Origin of the sequence: Draconibacterium sp. IB214405, from assembly GCF_033963885.1 — a bacterium.
In the GTDB taxonomy this organism is placed as follows: Bacteria; Bacteroidota; Bacteroidia; order Bacteroidales; family Prolixibacteraceae; genus Draconibacterium.
This window is the reverse complement of record NZ_JAXBMA010000002.1, coordinates 245,484-264,856: the sequence shown is the minus strand read 5'-3', so window position 1 is coordinate 264,856 and position 19,373 is coordinate 245,484. Positions and strand designations below refer to the sequence as shown.

General features: G+C 41.1%; 12 protein-coding genes. All 12 read right to left on the bottom strand.

Annotated features, from left to right (window positions below):
• The 12 genes from SLH46_RS07460 to bglX all read right to left on the bottom strand — a co-directional run bounded on the left by SLH46_RS07460 (position 1) and on the right by bglX (position 19,356).
• Positions 1-1,083 (bottom strand): glycoside hydrolase family 43 protein, encoded by a 1,083-nt coding sequence (locus tag SLH46_RS07460; protein ID WP_320280545.1) that lies wholly within the window; start codon positions 1,081-1,083, stop codon positions 1-3.
• A gap of 1 nt (position 1,084) precedes the next feature.
• Entirely contained in the window at positions 1,085-2,017 is a 933-nt protein-coding gene (locus SLH46_RS07455; RefSeq protein ID WP_320280544.1) for a glycoside hydrolase family 43 protein, read from the bottom strand.
• 4 nt (positions 2,018-2,021) lie between these two features.
• Positions 2,022-4,523: a glutaminase family protein gene (locus tag SLH46_RS07450; protein WP_320280543.1), complete on the bottom strand. Its 2,502-nt coding sequence runs from the start codon at positions 4,521-4,523 to the stop codon at positions 2,022-2,024.
• A 100-nt stretch (positions 4,524-4,623) separates the two neighbouring features.
• Positions 4,624-5,310, bottom strand: a complete 687-nt coding sequence (locus tag SLH46_RS07445) for a DUF3823 domain-containing protein (RefSeq protein WP_320280542.1) — start codon at positions 5,308-5,310, stop codon at positions 4,624-4,626.
• 18 nt (positions 5,311-5,328) lie between these two features.
• Complete coding sequence (locus SLH46_RS07440; RefSeq protein WP_320280541.1) at positions 5,329-7,218, bottom strand: RagB/SusD family nutrient uptake outer membrane protein; 1,890 nt, start codon at positions 7,216-7,218, stop codon at positions 5,329-5,331.
• Positions 7,219-7,237: 19 nt separating this feature from the next.
• The gene (locus SLH46_RS07435; protein ID WP_320280540.1) at positions 7,238-10,612 is read right to left on the bottom strand and encodes a TonB-dependent receptor; all 3,375 of its coding nucleotides are present in this window, start codon (positions 10,610-10,612) and stop codon (positions 7,238-7,240) included.
• 225 nt (positions 10,613-10,837) lie between these two features.
• The gene (locus SLH46_RS07430; RefSeq protein WP_320280539.1) at positions 10,838-11,818 is read right to left on the bottom strand and encodes a FecR family protein; all 981 of its coding nucleotides are present in this window, start codon (positions 11,816-11,818) and stop codon (positions 10,838-10,840) included.
• A 127-nt stretch (positions 11,819-11,945) separates the two neighbouring features.
• Positions 11,946-12,539, bottom strand: coding sequence for an RNA polymerase sigma-70 factor (locus SLH46_RS07425; RefSeq protein ID WP_320280538.1), 594 nt, complete (start codon positions 12,537-12,539; stop codon positions 11,946-11,948).
• Positions 12,540-13,187: 648 nt separating this feature from the next.
• A complete protein-coding gene (locus tag SLH46_RS07420) occupies positions 13,188-14,939 on the bottom strand; it encodes a discoidin domain-containing protein (protein ID WP_320280537.1) in 1,752 nt (583 codons plus the stop codon).
• A gap of 91 nt (positions 14,940-15,030) precedes the next feature.
• Complete coding sequence (locus tag SLH46_RS21670; protein ID WP_442873555.1) at positions 15,031-15,267, bottom strand: sulfatase/phosphatase domain-containing protein; 237 nt, start codon at positions 15,265-15,267, stop codon at positions 15,031-15,033.
• 170 nt (positions 15,268-15,437) lie between these two features.
• Entirely contained in the window at positions 15,438-17,051 is a 1,614-nt protein-coding gene (locus tag SLH46_RS07415) for a sulfatase family protein (RefSeq protein ID WP_320280536.1), read from the bottom strand.
• A 19-nt stretch (positions 17,052-17,070) separates the two neighbouring features.
• Positions 17,071-19,356 carry a beta-glucosidase BglX gene (bglX, locus tag SLH46_RS07410; protein WP_320280535.1) on the bottom strand — a complete coding sequence of 762 codons (2,286 nt, stop codon included), beginning with the start codon at positions 19,354-19,356 and terminating at the stop codon, positions 17,071-17,073.
• Positions 19,357-19,373 lie beyond the last annotated feature (17 nt).

Genomic DNA, 19,373 nt, shown 5'->3' with positions numbered 1-19,373 from the left:
TTATTCGTTTATTTGATTTTGTTCTATTTCTACTTCTCCCGATGGACGTTGTATCGCTTCGCCGGCTCTTACCACTTCTCCAAAATCAGGAGTTCCATCGGCATTCCAGTTAAAAGGTTGCATTCGCACATCGCGATCCCAACCGGGTTCCGTCGTTTTTTTCGAGTGATAAATAATCCAGTCCTCTGTTTCGTCGGGTGATTTTACAAATGAAACATGCCCAACACCGTATACCGAATTATTTCCTTCGAAAACGGGACCTGTTTTAATCCAACTTTCAGGATCGAGCGGATCGGCATCCGGATTTATTAGCTGCAACATTCCCTGTCGATATTCTTTCAGCCACGACTCGCGACAGCTGTAAACGATAAATACCTTTTCATCATGTTTCAAAACCTGAGGACCTTCATTTAAATCGAGTGGACCACCGGTTTCCCAAGTTTCTTGTGGCGATGATAATAAAACGCGTTTACCTTTCAAGGTGTACGGATTTTCCATTTCCTGAATATAAAGGTGCTGAGATGTAGCATCAGTTTCCATTTGCTCCAGCCAACCCGACCATATCGCATACAGTTTCCCTTTATGTTCAAGCACTGTCATGTCAATAGCCCAGATGTTTTTCGAAATATCATCCGGATCGTCGCCTGTATTTAACATCCCCATATCTTCATACTCGCTATAAACATTATCGTTTACCGAGCGCAAAACCCCTGTTCGCTGATGAATAAAAGGTGGTCCAGAAACGCCGGCAGCATAATAAACATACCAGTGTCCATCGATAAAATGAATCTCGGGCGCCCAAACACAGTTGCTGTTCCAACCCGATGCAGGTGCTTTCCAAATGTATTCCGCCTTATTTCTTTTGGTCATGAATTTGGAACTCGAAACCGCAATACCGTTGTTAATGGAAAAACAATAAATGTAATCGTCTCCCTGTTTTACCATCCACGGATCGGCACCATCCCAAACCGGGTTGGCGAAGGTTGTCTCTACCGAATCCGTTTCAGCGGGCGGGTTCTCGCTTTTCGCACAAGCGGTAAAAATTACCAGTAAAAAAAGTGTTATGTAAATCTTCAAATTCATTTTATTTTGTTTCCAGGGTTGGTGTAAGAATATCATCGCCAATTTTCATTACTTCTTCTCCATTTACATTCTCAAAGTAGACGCTGCCGATGTGCATCAGGCGTGGATGAATTTTATGATCGTCGTGATGCGAATGAAAAACAATTCGCAACTCCCCGTCCTTGTCTCTGAACATGGCACTGTGCCCCACTCCTATCAATCCGTCAGGTTTTTGTAAGATTGGATTTTGATCATACTTTTCCCACGGCCCCATAATATTCTTCACAGTGGCAAATCCAACACCGTAATTTGGACTCTCGAAATGATTCGCAGAGTAACTCATGTAATAAATTCCATTGTGCTTTACAATGAATGAACCTTCGTTAACACGTGCCATCTCCTTTTCCCAATCCTGCGAAACATGTAAACATGGCGTTATGGTTTCCATTTTCAATGTCTTTAAATCCTCTTCCAGTTCTGCAATCCAGATGGCATTTCCATCAGTAAACCTTACGAAAGAAAGATATGCTTTTCCGTCGTCGTCGATAAAAAGTGAGTTATCGATACACTTCTCATCTTCAATCATCGACTTTTTCACATCCTGTTTAAACGGGCCAAGCGGACTGTCAGCCGTTGCCACACAAATGTGTTCATCAGCCGAAAAGTACATGTAGAACTGATCGTTTACAAAATATACTTCAGGAGCCCAAAAACGCTGTTCGGCGTACACATCATCTTTATGTAACGCCAGACCATTTTTTGCCTCTGCAGGTATTTTCCAGTTTTTCAAATCATCAGAAACGTAAACTGTAATTCCATAAGGCGAATGCGTTCCGTATGCATAGTAAGCACCTTCGTGATATAAAATGAATGGATCGCCAAGCGGAACCTGTGATTGGGCATTGGATTGCAATGCCCAAATCACGAGTATAAATATGAAAAGCGTATTCTTCATTCGCCTATTTTTCCAACATTTTTATAAAATATCCGCCAACTACCGAGCGTGCCTGAAAACCAACCTGTTTAGCATCGGGTGTTTCATACCAGTCGGACATTGGAACACGATCAGGTGTTTCGGTTACTAACCCATACAACGGATCGATAAACTTTTCGAAAGTTGCCTTGTCATCAGCCAACGTAGCTGTCCAAATAATCCAGTCTGATTTTGTATAAGTTCTGCGATTATCAAGCGGCAAGCCGTATTTGTTTTGTTTGGTAAGGTAATAAGCAATTTCTGTTTGAGCCACTTCTTCCGGGAAGATCCCCAAATTCAGCAGTTTATCCCAAACCAAATTATATTTCTGGCTCCAGGTTCCGGGCTTGTCGAATGTCAAACGATAATGGTCGCCATCGTCGGCCATTTTTATCCATTCCTGCGCCATACTTTTTGCTTCAGAAGTATATTTCTCTGCAATATCGTTTTTCCCTAACTTGGCTGCCAATTTTCCGTATCCGGCAATTCCCATTATTGCTTTTGCCGACAAGTTTACGTTGTGTGCAAAGTGACCGGCAAAGTCGTCGGTACACAATTGATTCTCAGGATCGAGACCATTTTCGAGCAGGTAATTTGCCCAAACTGTTAAAACATCCCAATATTCGGCCGCATAGTCGGCATTTCCTTCTGCATCAGCAATCGCAGTGGCTAAAATGATCATGTTACCACATTCCTCAACGGGCATATCGCCACCATAGGTTTGTCCGTTTGCCAACGGATAAGTACCTACATCGTGAGCGGCAAAAGGCTTTTTCCACTTGCCGCTTTCAGAATAGTAGAAGATCGGATTCAACATTCCTTTTAGCAAATCAGGATTATATTTCAGGAATAACGGTGCTGAAGGATAGGTAACATCAACCGTTCCGATAGAACCGTTGCTGAAATTTTCTTTAGAAAGGAAAAGGATGTTTCCTTTTGTATCTTTTACCAGTTTATGTGCAGCGATCGATTGACGGAATGCCAGCTCGCAAAGTTTCGCGTAATTTTCGCCGCCAGCTTTAAATGCTTCAGAATAGATTTCCTGATCGAGCTTAGCACAGCGCGAAAGAACATTGTCGCGTTCAACAACAGCAGCTTTTAAAGCATCCTCAATACTTACTGCTCCGTTTTTTGTCCACCAGGCTTTTAAGTTGTCGCCAAAATACTGGATGGATTCAATATCGTCGTATGCCAGCATTACATAACCACTTTTTGACTGGTCGCTTACCTCCTGCAGGTTTTCAGTATAAATAAGGGCCGGCATCGACTGGCTCATTTTTGTGGTAAATTCATCAACGCCACCTTCCGGTAATTCGTTGTTTGTAAATTGTTTTTTCGAAAGTAAATAGTCGCCAATACGAACCGCAGTTTCAGGTTTATCGGCAGTTGCCAGATAATGATAACCCCAGTCGATTCTCACATTGTCACCCTTCTTTTCTAAAACCGGCTGCTCTACAGTTCCGGCTTTTACCCAGCTAATATTTTGCTGAGCTCCAGTGGTTAAAATTACTTCCTGGCTTAAATCGTTTACCGCCCATTCGGGAGTAGTCTCGATATAAATCTGAACATCGTGTTTTTTGTTGTCGTTGGCCTCAATTTCGTAATTAATGTAATTTACCGGACGCGATAACAAATCAAGATCATTGGGTAATAAAGGCGATACGAATGAAAGTTGAAGATCGATCGGTCCGCAAGTGAAATTATATTTTGTAGCTGTTGCCGTAATGTCAACACTAGTTTGAATTGCAGCTGTTGCAAAAATTTCTTTTTCTTTCCGTTCCTGAATAATTCCAAAATCGACATAACCTCCACCGGTGCGGTTATGACAATGTGCTGCTATTACGTTTTCTTCTCCGAGCTTTAATTTCGCCCGATCTAATTTTAGAAGCACATTATTATGCCATTCATATTCGGTTTTTACCAGCTGCTCTCCATTCAGGTACAATTCAAAAATATCATCGTGCGAGTAAATCAGGTAGATATCTTCAACACCCAATTCATCAGGCAATTGAAACGAGCGTCGCACCCAAATGTCCTTACTTTCCCACTGTGTTGCCAGAGCCGGCATTCCTGAAGTACCAAAAGCACCTTTTCCAATTTTCCATGTTGAATCGTTAAAACCCGCCAATTCCCAGCCTTCCGCTGGTTGTTTTTCCGTATAACTGCCTTCCCATTGTTCGTAATTTGCCATGGGCAAAACAACTTTTGGTGGAATAACTTCTTTTCCAAGGAAACGATAAACTTCGCCATCTACTTTTAATGCCCCGATTAATGAGTGAGTTTTTCCGGTCCAGTGAGTTACCGGAGCATCGAAAAGCTGATCGGCATTTGACCAAGCACTGGTGTATGGATCGATTGTAATTAGGGGATAAGACGGTGCCCTGAACGATTCTTTGTTAACTTTTTCGTTCACTTTTTCGGTTGGCGAACAGGCAATAAATAGTAAGGCTAGTATTGAAACAATACCGCAAAATTGTATTCTAAACATTGATTTCAGATTAAAATGAAAAATAGTTGGTTTAAATAAAAAAGGCTGTCAATGAAGTTATCCCGGCACAATCACCGGGACAACCTCAACAAATAGTTGGTTATAGATCTATTCTTTGTACCGACGAGAAGATCATATCTTCACGTCCGGCAACTTTTAATCCCACACGGGCATACACATAATTTTGTGTTGGTGTAATTTCAGGAACTGCAACCGACATGCTGATAGAGTTTGCATCGGCAATGTCGCCACCACCAATTTCGGTGCTGGCAATATTTGTTCTGAAATCAACAAACTGACTTTTATTTATGTATAGATTTACGCGCTCAATATCTCGGGCATCAGCATCAGTAATGATTTTTTCGGCCTGGAAAGTAGCTGTTACATTTCCGCCTGAAGTCGAAAACTGTGCATTACGAATCATGTAATATGGCTCCACTTCGATGTCCATATTCTGATCTCCGTTCAAATTAACATCAAGCGTATCTGCTCCAACAGTACGAAACGGGCCTTGTCCGTCAGGGAAAACCAGTTTGTAGCTGCCGTTGAACAACAGCGCTGAGTAAGTTCCGTCCTGATCAATAACAACATTTATAGGATACGACAATTCCCATCCCGGCTCCCAAAGCTGGAAGTTTACATCGTTGTAACTTACATTAATCGGCTCGCCGTTGTATACAATAGTTCCTTTCAGGAATGATTCCGGTTCGTCGTAGTTATCCCAGTCGCACGATGCGAAAATCGCAGTAGCAACAAGCAGTGTGAATATAAATTTTAACTTCTTCATTGTATTCTCCTTTAAAGGTTATTGATTAGGGTTCTTAACAATTTGCGGATTGTTATTTCTGATATCGTCGTTAATAAACGAATAGTAGTTACCTAAGCGGAAACGATCGGCTCCGGTTACCTGTCCCGGCAACACTTGTTTATAAATCCATTTACCATCGTTCGCACTTCCCGGTTCGTGGTATTTGTATGGCCACAAACCAAATACGCGTGTGCTAACCTCATCGGCTTTCCACGGCTGATCAGTTAAATCAGCTTGCTCGCCATTGAAAACGATGTGTGCCAAACGCCAGCGTTTCATATCCCAAAGTTGGTGACCTTCAAAAGCCAGCTCCACTCTGCGCTCGTGTACAATACGGTCGAAAGTAATATCGTCGGCAGTTAAATCAGTTGTAAAACCTGCGCGACTTCGAACGGTGTTCATGTAACCGGCAGCGTCGCCTGCGTTACCCAACTCAAATGCAGCCTCGGCAGCAATCAGGTAAGTTTCAGCCAAACGGTAACGCACCCACCATCTGTCGGATTTTAATCCACGCTGACCAGAACCTGTATTCACATCCATGTGCTTGCGTACATAAAAACCACTTTGTGCGCTGAATTCGCGTCCGTCGATTGGTCCGTCGAAACCAACTACCTGCACCGGTGTTTCAGAACCCGGCAATACTTTGCGCTGACCAAACTCATCGCCTGTAACAATACTTCCGTCAGCCAATTGATAACCAGCCCAGATATCAAGGTCTTTACCTTTGAATTTCGATCCGGGAAGAATTACCGTTCCTGCTAAACGAGCATCGCGGCCTGCAAACATATCAATCGGATCGTCGAAGAAAATATAATCACCTTCTTCAGTAGTTGTTTGGAAAGTAGCAAAACTATTATCCAACATTTCGAATGATTGAACCAGGTTTAATGAAGGATTGGTACGTCCACCTTCCAAATCTTCGGCACCCGACCATGGTTGATTCCAAAGTGTCCAGTTATTTGCTCTACCATCGTTACGCTCGCTCTGTACATAGTCGCGAACAAAAATTACTTCCGGATTATTTGCTTTATCAATAAAAATATTGGCGAAGTTTTCCGACAAGTCTTCTTTTTTGTTGTAAAGCGAATAGGTTCCGCTATTGATCAACTCTTTGGCAGCAGTTAAAGCCTGATTGTAATAACCATTGGCAAGGCCTGCATCGATACCCACTTCTCCACCAGGCAAACTAACGTTTGGTGTAGTTGCACCATATTTTGCAATTGATGCAGCATAAATTGCCACACGTGCTTTCATTGCCAATGCAAGACCTTGGGTAGCGCGACTTTTTATATTTACATCGTTTGGAAGATCGCCTTTAATAGCATCCAGTTCGCTAAGCACAAAATCATAAACTTCAGCCTCTTTTGCACGTGGATGTTGCAGATAAGAAGCATCGCCGCTAAAATCGTATTCCATTGGTTCCAGAATTAGCGGAACACCACCCATACGTTTTACTAATTCGAAATAAGCATTGGCTCTAAGGAAACGACCTTCAGCAATAAAACGTGCTTTTACTGCAGGATCAAGTTCATCAGTTAAATCTGATTCGGCCTTTTGAATAAACAGGTTGATCTCGCGGATATAATCGTAATTCCAAAGGCTCCATTCGCCATATCCCCAGTCGTTGTTTTTATGACGCCAGTAATCGCCAAAGTTTGAAGCAAAAGCTTCGTCGAAATCGGCAAAATTCCACCATCCCTGAGCAGATTGATACTCCGGAATTCTAAAATAAAGGTCACTTACTACCGATAAAATCAGTGCTTGATCTCCCCACACCTGATCATCCAAAAGAATGTCAGTTGGCTCCCTGTCAAGGAAGTTTTCATCATTACAGCCCCAATTGAAGGCCAGTAGAATTATCAGTATATATAATATCTTATTTTTCATGTCAATTCAGTTTTAAAGTTTAGAATGAAAGATTTACACCCACATTTACCATACTGTTTTGCGGATACTGTAATCCGTTCTGATCCATAATCTCCGGTTCAACACCTAAGCTTTTCACGTTGTCAAGCGAAAACAGGTTGTATGTATTCACATATAGTCGGCAACGTTGCATTCCAACTTTTGCAATCAGTTTTTCAGGTAATGTATAACCAATTTCAAACGTACGTAGTCTTATGTACCTTGCATTAGTAAGCCAGAAAGTTGATTGTTTATTGTAGTTATTATGCCATCCTGTATTAAAACGTAGAGCAGGATAACGTCCGGGTACCCAGGCACTGTTAAGATCGTAAGGATCTTCGCGATGCCAGCGGTCGTCGTAAAATTGTTTTAACAAGTTACCGGTATTTTGGTATGGCCAGCGCATTTCCCAGTTTTGGTTGTACGAATAAACCGAACCACCTGAAAAATCAGCCCGCATATCAAATCCTTTGTACTGAGCTGCCAGATTAATACCAAAGTTTACAATCGGGTTACGATCTCTTGGGAAACCGATTGGACGTTCGTCCAGCCCGTTGATAACGCCGTCTTCATTAACGTCTTTGTAAATCAAATCACCAGGAAGCATATCGCGATTTCCAACTCCGTCGTTGTTTACCGGCCAGCTGTTAATTTGTTCGAACGACTCGAACTGGCCAATAACTTCATAACCCCAGAAAGTTCCTGTCCAGCGATCTTCCTGTGAATTACGGTAGTGGTCCCACGAGTTACCAAAACGGGGTTTATACGACTCAAGGAATTTATTTCTTGCGTACGACACATTACCTCCTACTGAGTAATGGAAATCGCCAACATTACCATCGTAAGCGATCGACATTTCACCCCCCATTGTAGCATCGCTGTTTACGTTCTCATCTGGAAGGCTGTATCCCAACTCGTTTGGCACCAGGATATCATATTTTCTACCACGCAAACCATCGCGTTTACGGTGGAAATAATCAACCGTACCACTCAGCTTTCCGTTGTATAACGACCAGTCGGCACCAATATCCAATATTCTACTGGTATACCACGAAATTGATGTAATTGGCACACCACGGTCGCGGGCTCCGGTAATAATTTCGCCATCCATTACAACTGCCTGAGATGCATAATTGTAACCGGTCAGATAATCGAAATCGCCAATGCCTACATTATCATCACCCAACTCACCATACGATCCACGTATTTTCAGGTTAAATGAGCTTTCGCCTAATAGCGCTTTAGCAAAATTTTCTTCTGTAATTCTCCAACCTCCCGAAACCGATGGGAAGAATCCCCAACGATTGCTTGATACAAATTTCCATGAGGCATCATACCTACTTGCGAATTCGAAATAGTATTTATTAGCATAGTTGTAATTAAAACGGCCAATGTAACCAATACGTGCACTTTCATAATCTCTGTCATCGTAAGTATCCATGTCAGGAAACTGGATCAGCGGAAGTGCGTTGGTTTTAGGAACGGCATGTACCCAAACATCCAGATCGCGACGCTCGATACGCTCGTTTGCAACAGTAGCTGCAATGTTATGATCGCCAAATGATTTCACGTAATCCAACTGACCGATCAGTACATTCTCAAATTGTTTGTGTGTACCACGCTCGCGCCATGGATTCATCATCGAGAAAGTTACTTTGTACTCATCGGTTTCAGGGAAATACGAATAAGCCTCGTAAGTGTATTCGTGACCGTTCATAATGCGGTCTTTGATGAAATATGAATATGTTCCTTTAAAAGTCAATCCGTCGATTGGAATGTCGTACTCTGCCACAAAGTTCATTTGAAGCGCACGCCAGTCTTCGGTCCAGTAACCAGAATTTTCTTTAGTTAACAATCCCCAGTTTTCGGCCATGTGACCGATGTTGTTTATATATTCCGGATTGTCGTTGGCATAAGGTCTTTCGGTAGGACGGTTGCGGAACAAAGCAAAACGTGGTGCCCAGTAATCATCGCCTCCAGGAACACCAGGATTATCGCGTGTCTCGATATTTCCGTTTATTGAAACACCAACTTTAAAACGATCGGTGATTTGAGCATCAAGGTTCGATTGGAAATTGGTACGTCCGAATGTAAACTCGCGACCTAAAACAGAAGATTGATCTAGACGAGTTAACGACAAATAGTAATTAATCTTATCCGATCCACCTGAAGTACTAACATTTACTGATGATTGTGGAGCATTTGGCTGAATGATGAAATCGTACCAGTCGAAACTTTGGTAACCGGTTTCTGTACCGGCCTGCCATTTGTCTAATTCTTCACGAGTAATGTTAGTATGTCCGTCAAGGTTCATTTCTGAATATGCTTTTCCAAGCATCCACTCGTAAGCACCAACAGTTTCGGGGAAACGCGACCAATTTTGCCATCCGGTATAAGCGTTTACATTAATTGTATTTTTTGTTCCTTTTTTACCACGTTTGGTAGTTACCACAACTACACCGTTTGCTGCACGTACACCATAAATTGCAGCCGATGCATCTTTCAGTACGCTAATACTTTCAATATCGTTTGGCGAAAGGTTGTTAAAGTGCCCTGCATCTTTCTGAATTCCATCGATAACATATAACGGATCACCCATGTTACGGATTTGAATGGTAGCATGTGCACCGGGACGTCCGTCGGGCATACGGAAAGAAACACCGGCGATTTTACCGGCCAGTGCAGATCCAACTGTTGCTGCAGGAACCTGCTCGATATCGCTTGCCGAAACACCAGAAATTGCACCTGTTAACGACTCTTTCTTTTGTGTACCGTAACCAATAGCAATTACTTCCTGCAAACCAATAGTTGATTCGCTCAATGCAACATCAACAGTAGTTTGGTTGCCTAACTCGATTTCCTGAGTCTCCATACCGATGAAAGAAAAAACAAGAATAGCACCGGGTTTTACATTCGACAACGAGTATGTGCCATCAATCTGTGTAACCGTACCTTTTGTAGTTCCTTTAACCACAACGGTTACACCCGGCAATGGCTCACCACTTCGGCTAGTAACTGTACCCGTAACTTCATTCTGCTGTGATGCAATTGCTATTCCGGAGGCAGGATTATATAATTCTGAATGTTTGACAATTATATGTCGGTCCATTAATTCGTAGGTATATTCTGTTTCAGCAAAAACTTCCGACAGAATATCTACGATATTGGAATTCGTTTGAGTGATTGATACTCTTTTCGACAGATCAATTTCATCACTGTCATAAAAAAAGCGGAATTCACTGGTTTTTTCGATTTCTTCAAATAGTTCAGCTAGTCTGGCATTTTTCATGTCCAATGTTAACTTAGTTGATTGTGCATAGGTGGAGGCCGAAACTTGCACAAATGCAATCACTACAAGCAAACATGTGATTTTCATAATTCTTAATAGTTTTTTGAAATGAGAGACACAACTTCCCCCATTGCAAATGTTAGTTTTTTTCATACATTTAACGTGTTAAAGTTCGATAATAGAGCCGATTGGCTTATTTATTGATTCTCAGAAGGAAACATTAGGCGTGTTTCCTGACAGACGGGAAGTGCGGCCAGGCATTTCCCGTTTTTAGTTCATAAATTTGGTTCACTACATACGCTTTGGTTTTAGTTATTTGTCTATATATATTTTTCCATTGTCAAAATAGTATTCAAAGGGTTTACCCGAAGCACTTTTAAATACCTCCATCAGCGTGTAAATATTGTCGTCAACACTTAAGGTTCCGGTAAAAGTTCGCGTTTTAAGTTCTTCGTCATTAAAGATGATTTCCACGTTGTAGATACGTGCAATCTTTGTTGCCAGCGAATCAAAAGTTTCATTCCGGAAACGATAAGTTCCTTTTTGCCAGTAATCATGAAAACCATCCGGGATGATTGATTCGTAAACCTTCCCGGAGGTTTTGTCATAAACTAAACTATGCATAGGTTTTACCATAAAAGACTTGTAACTCTCTTCGGTAGCACCAGAATGAATATCAAATTGAATTTTTCCTGAAACCAGTTCAGCTTTTACCTCTTCGTCTTCGGGGTATGCCACCACGGCAAATTTTGTCCCTAAAACTTTAATGCGGTGTTGTCCCACATTTACAATAAAGGGGTGATCTTTATCGTGTGTTACTTCAAAAAATCCTTCACCTTCCAGTTGCACATCTCTAAAATCGCCAACAAAACTTTCGGGATAAACCAGCTTTGTGCCATTGCTCAGCCACACTTTTGTACCATCGGGTAACACAACCGAAGTACGGTTTCCTTTTGGAACAAAAATCTCATTCATGGCAATTTTATTATTGAAATCGGCATACTGAACCAAATAACCTGCTGAAACAGCAAGAATTATGATTGCCGCATATTTTGCAATATTCAGGAGAATTGAATTTCTTCGACCTTTAACCCCACGTTTTACTGCATTATATCCTTTGTTAATGGTCTCTTCGTCCATTTCACTTCCGGTTTGCAGCATCGCCCAAAGCGATTTGTAGCGGATATACTCTTTGGTATTCTCCCCCGATTCATTTATGTAATCTAAAAGCTCTTCTGAATCTTTTAACGACTTACTCTCTGTGATTTTGTGTATTAGTTTTTCCGAATCCATTTTGCTATTGTTATCCTTATAATGACAAACAAGGTAAATACCCTATAATAAAATTTGATTTTTTTGAATTCTCCTGACCACAACCAACACAAACAACTAATTACCTGAACATTACGCAGGTATTTTTTTACTGATTTATATTAAAAAGCAGCCAGGCGACTAAAGGGAGATAATCTTTGAGCGAAACCCGAAGTGTTTTCAGGGCTTTGGTGATTTGTGCCTCAACAGTTTTTACTGAAATATTCAAAGCTTCGGCCACCTCTTTGTTTTTCTTGCCTTCCATGCGGCTTAAAACAAAAATCTCGCGACAACGATCCGGCAGCTCCGAAAGCGTTTTATCAATAATCGATTCTATTTCCTGAAAAGTAACAGTAGAAGTATCGAGCCCAGATAAAGCTTCGGTGTAAATACTATTTTGTTTCTGAAAAGCTGCCTCTGATTTGTACTTTTTCTTCACCTTTTCGTGACGCAAAAACATTAGACAGTTGTTTTTTACGTTGGTGTACAAATAGCTTTGCAGCTGCGATTCGTTGATGAATTCAGGCTTTTTGTCCCACATGGAAATAAAAGCATCCTGAACCAGATTTTTCGATTCACTATCGGGAACAAATTCTTTTGCAAAATACACCAACCGAGGATAGTACAATTTAAAAACCACTTCAAAAGCAGCTTCTTGATGGTTATTCAAAAGTTGTAGTATGTCGTTAGTTAGTGATTTCATCTGTTAATGAAAATTCAATTGCAATGATAATCAAAAAAACAGAATAGCCCAGCTTCAATACTCAAACCAAAGTGTTAATAAGAGAATCCACCTGCCAATTAAATGGCTAAGAAGAAGAAAATTCAACAAATAAAATACTTACCAATATCGATCTAAAAATAAAATCCAGGAGGAGTCAATACACGAACAAACAGAAGTAAGTAATCAGCAAAACTAAACCCGGTAAGCTAACCAATACAAAAGGAGCTAAACTTTCATTTAACTCCTTTTGTATTTGGCCGGACAAATAATAAATCAAGTCCTATTATCTTTTTCAGAGATTATTCAACCTTCTATTTTATAAGGCCACGATCTTTGTACTTTTGAATAAAAGCCCATCCAATTCATCCGAATCTTTGTATTGTTTGCGTAAATCCTAAAATTGTTTAGTCAAAGTCGTAACAACATCATCGTATGCCGGATCATCATAAATATTATTCAACTCCAGCGGATCATTTTTGTAATTGCTCACTTGAAATAGAAAAGCCGGATGAATTATCAACCGACTTTATTTAACATCTCTTACAAAAACCATACACAATATTATTACAACAGCTACTGCATATTGGGCTATTTTTTTTGCAACTATGTGATCACAAGGCTATATGGCTAATCCACTTTAATAATTTCAGTTCTACTGCTGATTCCGTTATTATTGAATGCTTCAATCTGAAAATAATAAGCGTCTGTCCGATCCATTCCGGTAAAAAAATAATCGTTTTGGTTATAAACCATTATACTGCCATAGAGTTTATCTGGATCCTTCCCAAAATAAATAACATACCCATCAGCCAAATTATTTTGTTTCCAACGAATCCATGAACTTCTTCGTTCTCCATATTTATTGGGATCAGCACGAAGTACCATGAAATCTTCTACTTTATTTGGTTTTTCACTTGAACCTTTTCCAAAAACCCTAAATCCACTTAAAGCAAATTTACCTGTTGGCATATGAATATTTTCGATCTTTAAATAACGTGCTTTTGCAGCTTTGTCCAATTCAATATAATCATGAGGCACATCAGTTTTGTTTTTACTTTTATCTATTAAAACAGACCATTTTTTGCCATCATTTGAACTATAAATCTTGTACTGATGAGAGACACCTACAGATTTCCCCTCAAATTCAGCATCTTGATCGGCATAATTAATTTGAATGGCATGAATCGATGACACCTCACCCAAATCGGTTTGAAACCACTCCCCTTTGTTTCCTGTTTGGGCACTCCAATAGGTTTTTAAATCCTCATCAACAACGTTGTTCGGGGTATAACCCCCTAATGTAGATGATACTTGTACAGGTTTGTTATAATTCAACAACATCCACCCCGTAAAGAGTCCTTTAAGGTGATCGGCATCATTCTGTGGCAAATAAGTTGGATAATCACCATATGCCGTATTACAATACATGACATCATCCTTATCAAAACCTGAAGGCCAAATACCGATGCGACGCTCAAAGTTATCCTTTTGGCCCAAAACGACTGTAGATACATGCCACCAATTACCGAAATGATCTTGGTAGGTAGCACCATGACCTGCACCACGAGCAAATCCACCTGGTTTATATGCAAATGGATTATGTTTTTGATATTTCATTAAATCCAACGGATCTTCACTAACATAAACGCCATCGGCATAACCGCTAAACTCTGTAGCTGGAGCTCCATACTGTAAATAATACTTCCCATTGTATTTAGTCATCCAAGCACCTTCCATAAAAGGTTGCAAGAAAGTATTATCATTATATTCACCAAAACGTTCCCAACCATGGTCTTCGGGGTGCAAGGATATCATAGGTTTGACAAATCCTTCTGACTGCATCGTTTCAATATTAATTTCTGTTCCCAAAAGAGGAAATTCATTACTTGACCCCCAATATAGATATAACTTATCCCTTTCTTCGTCATACAAAAAGCCTGGATCCCAGGCTCCAACCTTAAAATCCTCTACTGCCACTTCCCAATCATCTGTAGTTCCATCCTTGGTTTTAAATAATGAAAAATGAGGTCCGTGTGTGGAACCAATAAGATACATCTCATCTTTCATTACAAAGGCTGCCGGAGCACATAATTCATCATAAACATTGGCGTCTGGCTTTAAAAATTTGCGAGGAACGAAATTCCAGTTATACATATCCTCACTCCACCAATACCCCCATTGATTCGTTGAAAATAAAAAGTACTTACCTTTAAAATTTACGATTACAGGATCTGCTGTTGCCCTGTGTTTTCCATGAGCGTATAGATTAGGAATAGGTGTGTAACCATAATCTATATTAATAGGGTTACAATATGTTCGCTGTTGTGCCATCGAAACAAACGAGCAACAAACCAAAATTGAGATCAAAAATTTTTTCATCACTTTATTATATATATTTATTATTACAAAGGCTCTCCACCTATTTTTCGCATCCGTTTAAAGTTTTCCTAGTTTTGTTCAACTCCATTCTCTAGAGCTCTTTTAAACTCCTTTTGTGTAACCTCATACTTTTTTTATGCTCTCTTAATCGCTTTTGTAACTTAGCAATTGTTTCAGTATGACCCGGATCACAATACCTGTCATGTTTTTCTTGGAGGGCGATTTCTAAATCGTAAATCTCCCAAACATCTATATTATCATAGAAATGAATCAGCTTATATCTTTGACGTATTTCATTCCTCCAGCATAATCTAAAATGTTTCAGCAAAATCAATATTATGAGCCTGTTTGGTTAAATTGAAATACAGCCAGTCCTCTCACGTACATTCTAAAATCAAAAGCTACTTAACAGTGCTAAAGAAGATTGATGGCACAATAAAAATATTCACAACCAAAAATTGGTTTTGTATATTTTTTATGCGCTATTGCATGGGACTACTATTTAATCAATCCCCGATCTTTGTACTTTTGAATAAAAGCCTCATCTAACTCGTCAGAATCTTTATACTGTGCACGTATATCCTGTAATTGTTTTTTCAATGTGGCAACTACATCAGCGTATGCAGGATCATCATAAACATTATTCAACTCCAGTGGATCATTTTTGCGATCGTACAATTCCCACTCGTCAATATCGTAGTAGAAATGTGCCAGTTTAAAATCGGTGGTTACAATTCCATAGTGGCGTTTCACCATGTGGAAACCCGGATATTCGTAGTAATGATAATAAACCGCATCGCGGGTCCAGGAAGCAGTATCGCCAACCAAAAGTGGTATCAGGCTTTCACCCTGCATATCCGACGGAGCTTCAATACCGGCAGCTTCCAGAAAAGTTTGGGCAAAATCAAGGTTCTGCACCATTTCATCCGAAACTGATCCCGGAGCAATCTTATGCGGCCACTTTACCAAAAGCGGTGTTTTGAATGATTCGTTGTAAATAAAACGTTTATCAAACCAGCCGTGTTCGCCCAGGTAAAAACCCTGATCGGAGGTATAAACCACAATTGTATTCTCATCCAGACCTTGTTCTTTTAAATGATCGAGCAAACGACCAACGTTCTCGTCGACAGATGCAATACAACCGAGGTAATCCTGCATATAACGCTGGTATTTCCAGCGCATAAAGGCCGAGTCGTTCATTGTTGGGTATAGCTTCGCAAACTCCTCGTTTATCGGACCGTATACTGCATCCCAGCTGGCTTTTTGCTCATCGGTAAAACGGGCATATTTACTTTTAAAAACGTTAAACCCCCATTCCGACATTTCCTCAACACCCAGCTCTTTTGCCACATCGGGATAAATTTTGTTATCGGCCGAAACCGTCATGTGTTTTAACAGGTTCATTTCGGCTTCTTTCGCTGCCGATCCTCTGCCTTTGTAATCATCAAACAAAGTTTCCGGCTCCGGGAAAGTCTTTTGGGTAAACTCCTTATAATGACGTTCGGCCGGAAACCACTCACGGTGAGGTGCCTTGTGCAGATACATCAGTAAAAAAGGCTTGTCATCATCCCGGCGGTTATCCATCCAGTCGAGAGTAAGATCGGTAATCACATCGGTAACATACCCATGAATGGTTGTATCGCCGGTGTTGGTAATAAAATCGGGATTGTAATAATCGCCCTGATCTGGAAGGATTTTAAACTCATCAAAACCTTTTGGATTGTTCCCGAAATGCAACTTGCCAAACATGGCCGTTTGATAACCGGCATTGTGCAACAACTGCGGAAACGTAACATTCGTTGTATCGAAAGGAAAGTTATTGTCGATCTTTCCGTGAATGTGCGTGTGTTTTCCGGTAAGAATTGTTGCCCGCGACGGAGCACAGATCGAGTTGGAAACACAGGCGTTGGTGAACAACATTCCATCGTCGGCAATCCGGTCGATATTTGGCGTCTGAATCAATTTATCGTCGTAGGCGCTAATTGCCTGGTAGGCATGATCGTCGCTCATGATAAAAATAATATTCGGACGCTGAGGTGTACTCTCCTTTTGCGAGCATGCTCCCAAAAGTAAAGCAGATGCAAAAAGAATAATGACAAAAAAACTTTTCATTTTAGTTGGTTTAGGTATTTTATTGCAGTGTAAATTTTGTTGCCATCGAGGCGTTTGAATCACCTCCTACATAAACTTCAAATTCTCCGGCTTCAGCATAATACGAAAGGTCGGCATGATAAAATGCAAGATCAGCCGCTTGAAGGGTAAATACGACCTCTTTCGTGTCGCCCTTTGGAATAAATACCTTTCGGAATCCTTTAAGCAATCGCAATGGTGGAGTGATTGACGCAACCTTATCATGTACATACAACTGCACCACTTCTTCCCCATCAAAATCGCCTGTATTTGTTACTGAAACCGATACTTTTATTTCTTCCATACTGCTAAATGTTGACTTATCCAGTACCAAATCTTTGTATTCAAAAGTGGTATAACTCAACCCATAACCGAACGGAAAAAGCGGTGAGTTTGGCGCATCCAGATAGTTCGACTTAAATTTTTGAAAGGTATCGCCATCCTGCGGGCGACCTGTATTCCGAACGCTGTAATAAATAGGTACCTGACCAACATTTACAGGGAAAGTTGCCGTTAGTTTACCTGATGGATTGTAGTCGCCAAACAGTACGTCGGGCAGTGCATTTCCGCCTTCAACACCGGCGTGCCACATTTGCACGAAAGCATCAGCAAGTTCCACTTCTTCGCCAATTACCATTGGACGACCACTCATGTTTACCACAACCAGCGGTTTTCCGGTTTTTGCCAGTTCGCGCAATAATTTCTTTTGACTTGGCGGCATTGTTATATCTGTGCGGCTGGATGATTCGCCTGTCATTTCTGTAGCTTCTCCAACAACCGCTACAATCACATCAGCTTTTCGCGACACAGACACAGCTTCGCGAATCATTGTCTCAGGCGAACGTTCGTCGATAAAAATCTTCGGACCAAACACATTTACCTTTGCTGCAAATTCAGGATCATCGCAAATGTTAGCGCCTTTGGCGTGAAGGATATTTACATCGTTGCCAACTACATTTTCGAATCCTTCCAAAACGGTAACCGCATAATTAAAGTCTCCTGTTGGTGCCCATGTTCCGAGCATATTGCTCCGGCTGTCAACCAGCGGACCTACCAAAGCCACAGTTCCGGATTTTTTCAATGGCAATAATTGATTTTCGTTTTTCAATAGTACCATCGATCTTGCTGCTGCTTCTCTGGCTACCTTACGGTGTTCTGCGGTTAAAATATCATTTTCCGGACGAGCATTATCGAAATAGCGATACGGATCCTCAAAAAGACCCAGTTTGTATTTGGCTTCCAGAATCCGGCGACAAGCGATATTAATGTCTTCCTCTGTCACTTTGCCTTCTTCCAGCGATTTTTCAAGGGTGGTCAGAAATCCTTCTCCCACCATATCCATATCCAATCCGGCTTTTAATGACAGTGCTGAAACCGCTTGCAAATCGCCCAAACCGTGTGCGATCATTTCGTTTACCGAAGTGTAATCGGATACTACAAAACCATCAAATCCCCACATGTCGCGCAAAACAGTAGTAAGCAACCACTTGTTTCCGGTTGCCGGGATGCCGTCAACATCGTTAAACGACGACATTACACAACCAACTCCGGCATCGATAGCTGCTTTGTAAGGGGGGAAATATTCGTTGAACATTCTCAGGTGACTCATGTCTACAGAGTTATAATCGCGACCGGCTTCAGCTGCTCCGTATAACGCAAAATGTTTTACGGTTGCCATCATAGTTGTTGTCGCTGTAAGGTCATCCTGTTGGTAACCGTTTACCATTGCTTTTGCAATTTCAGACCCTAAATACGGATCTTCGCCGGCTCCTTCGGAAATACGTCCCCAACGCGGATCGCGCGAAACGTCAACCATTGGCGAAAAGTTCCAGAAAATACCATCAGCAGTTGCTTCTTTGGCAGCAATCTGAGCTGTTTTTTCAATCAGTTCCATGTCCCAGGTACTGGCCAATCCCAATGGCAGCGGGAAGGTGGTTTTGTAACCATGGATTACATCCGAACCAAAGATCATCGGAATTCCTAGGCGGCTTTCTTCAACAGCCAATTGCTGCGCCTGACGTGTTTTCTCCGGTCCGTAAACACCAAAAATACCACCGACTTTTCCGGTTTTTATTTTCTCTTCAACACCTGTACTTACAACCGATCCGGTGGGAATTCCACCTCCGGGCGTAATCAGGTTCAACTGTCCGATTTTTTCCTGGATGGTCATTTTTGCCATCAGATCTGAAACAAAAACATCCATTTCGGAATCACCCGAGTTGCTCGATGGTGTTCCACAAGCGGCAAATAAAAATAGTACTGCAACAAAAGTTAAAAAGCGTGACATATCTAAAGTGTTTTATA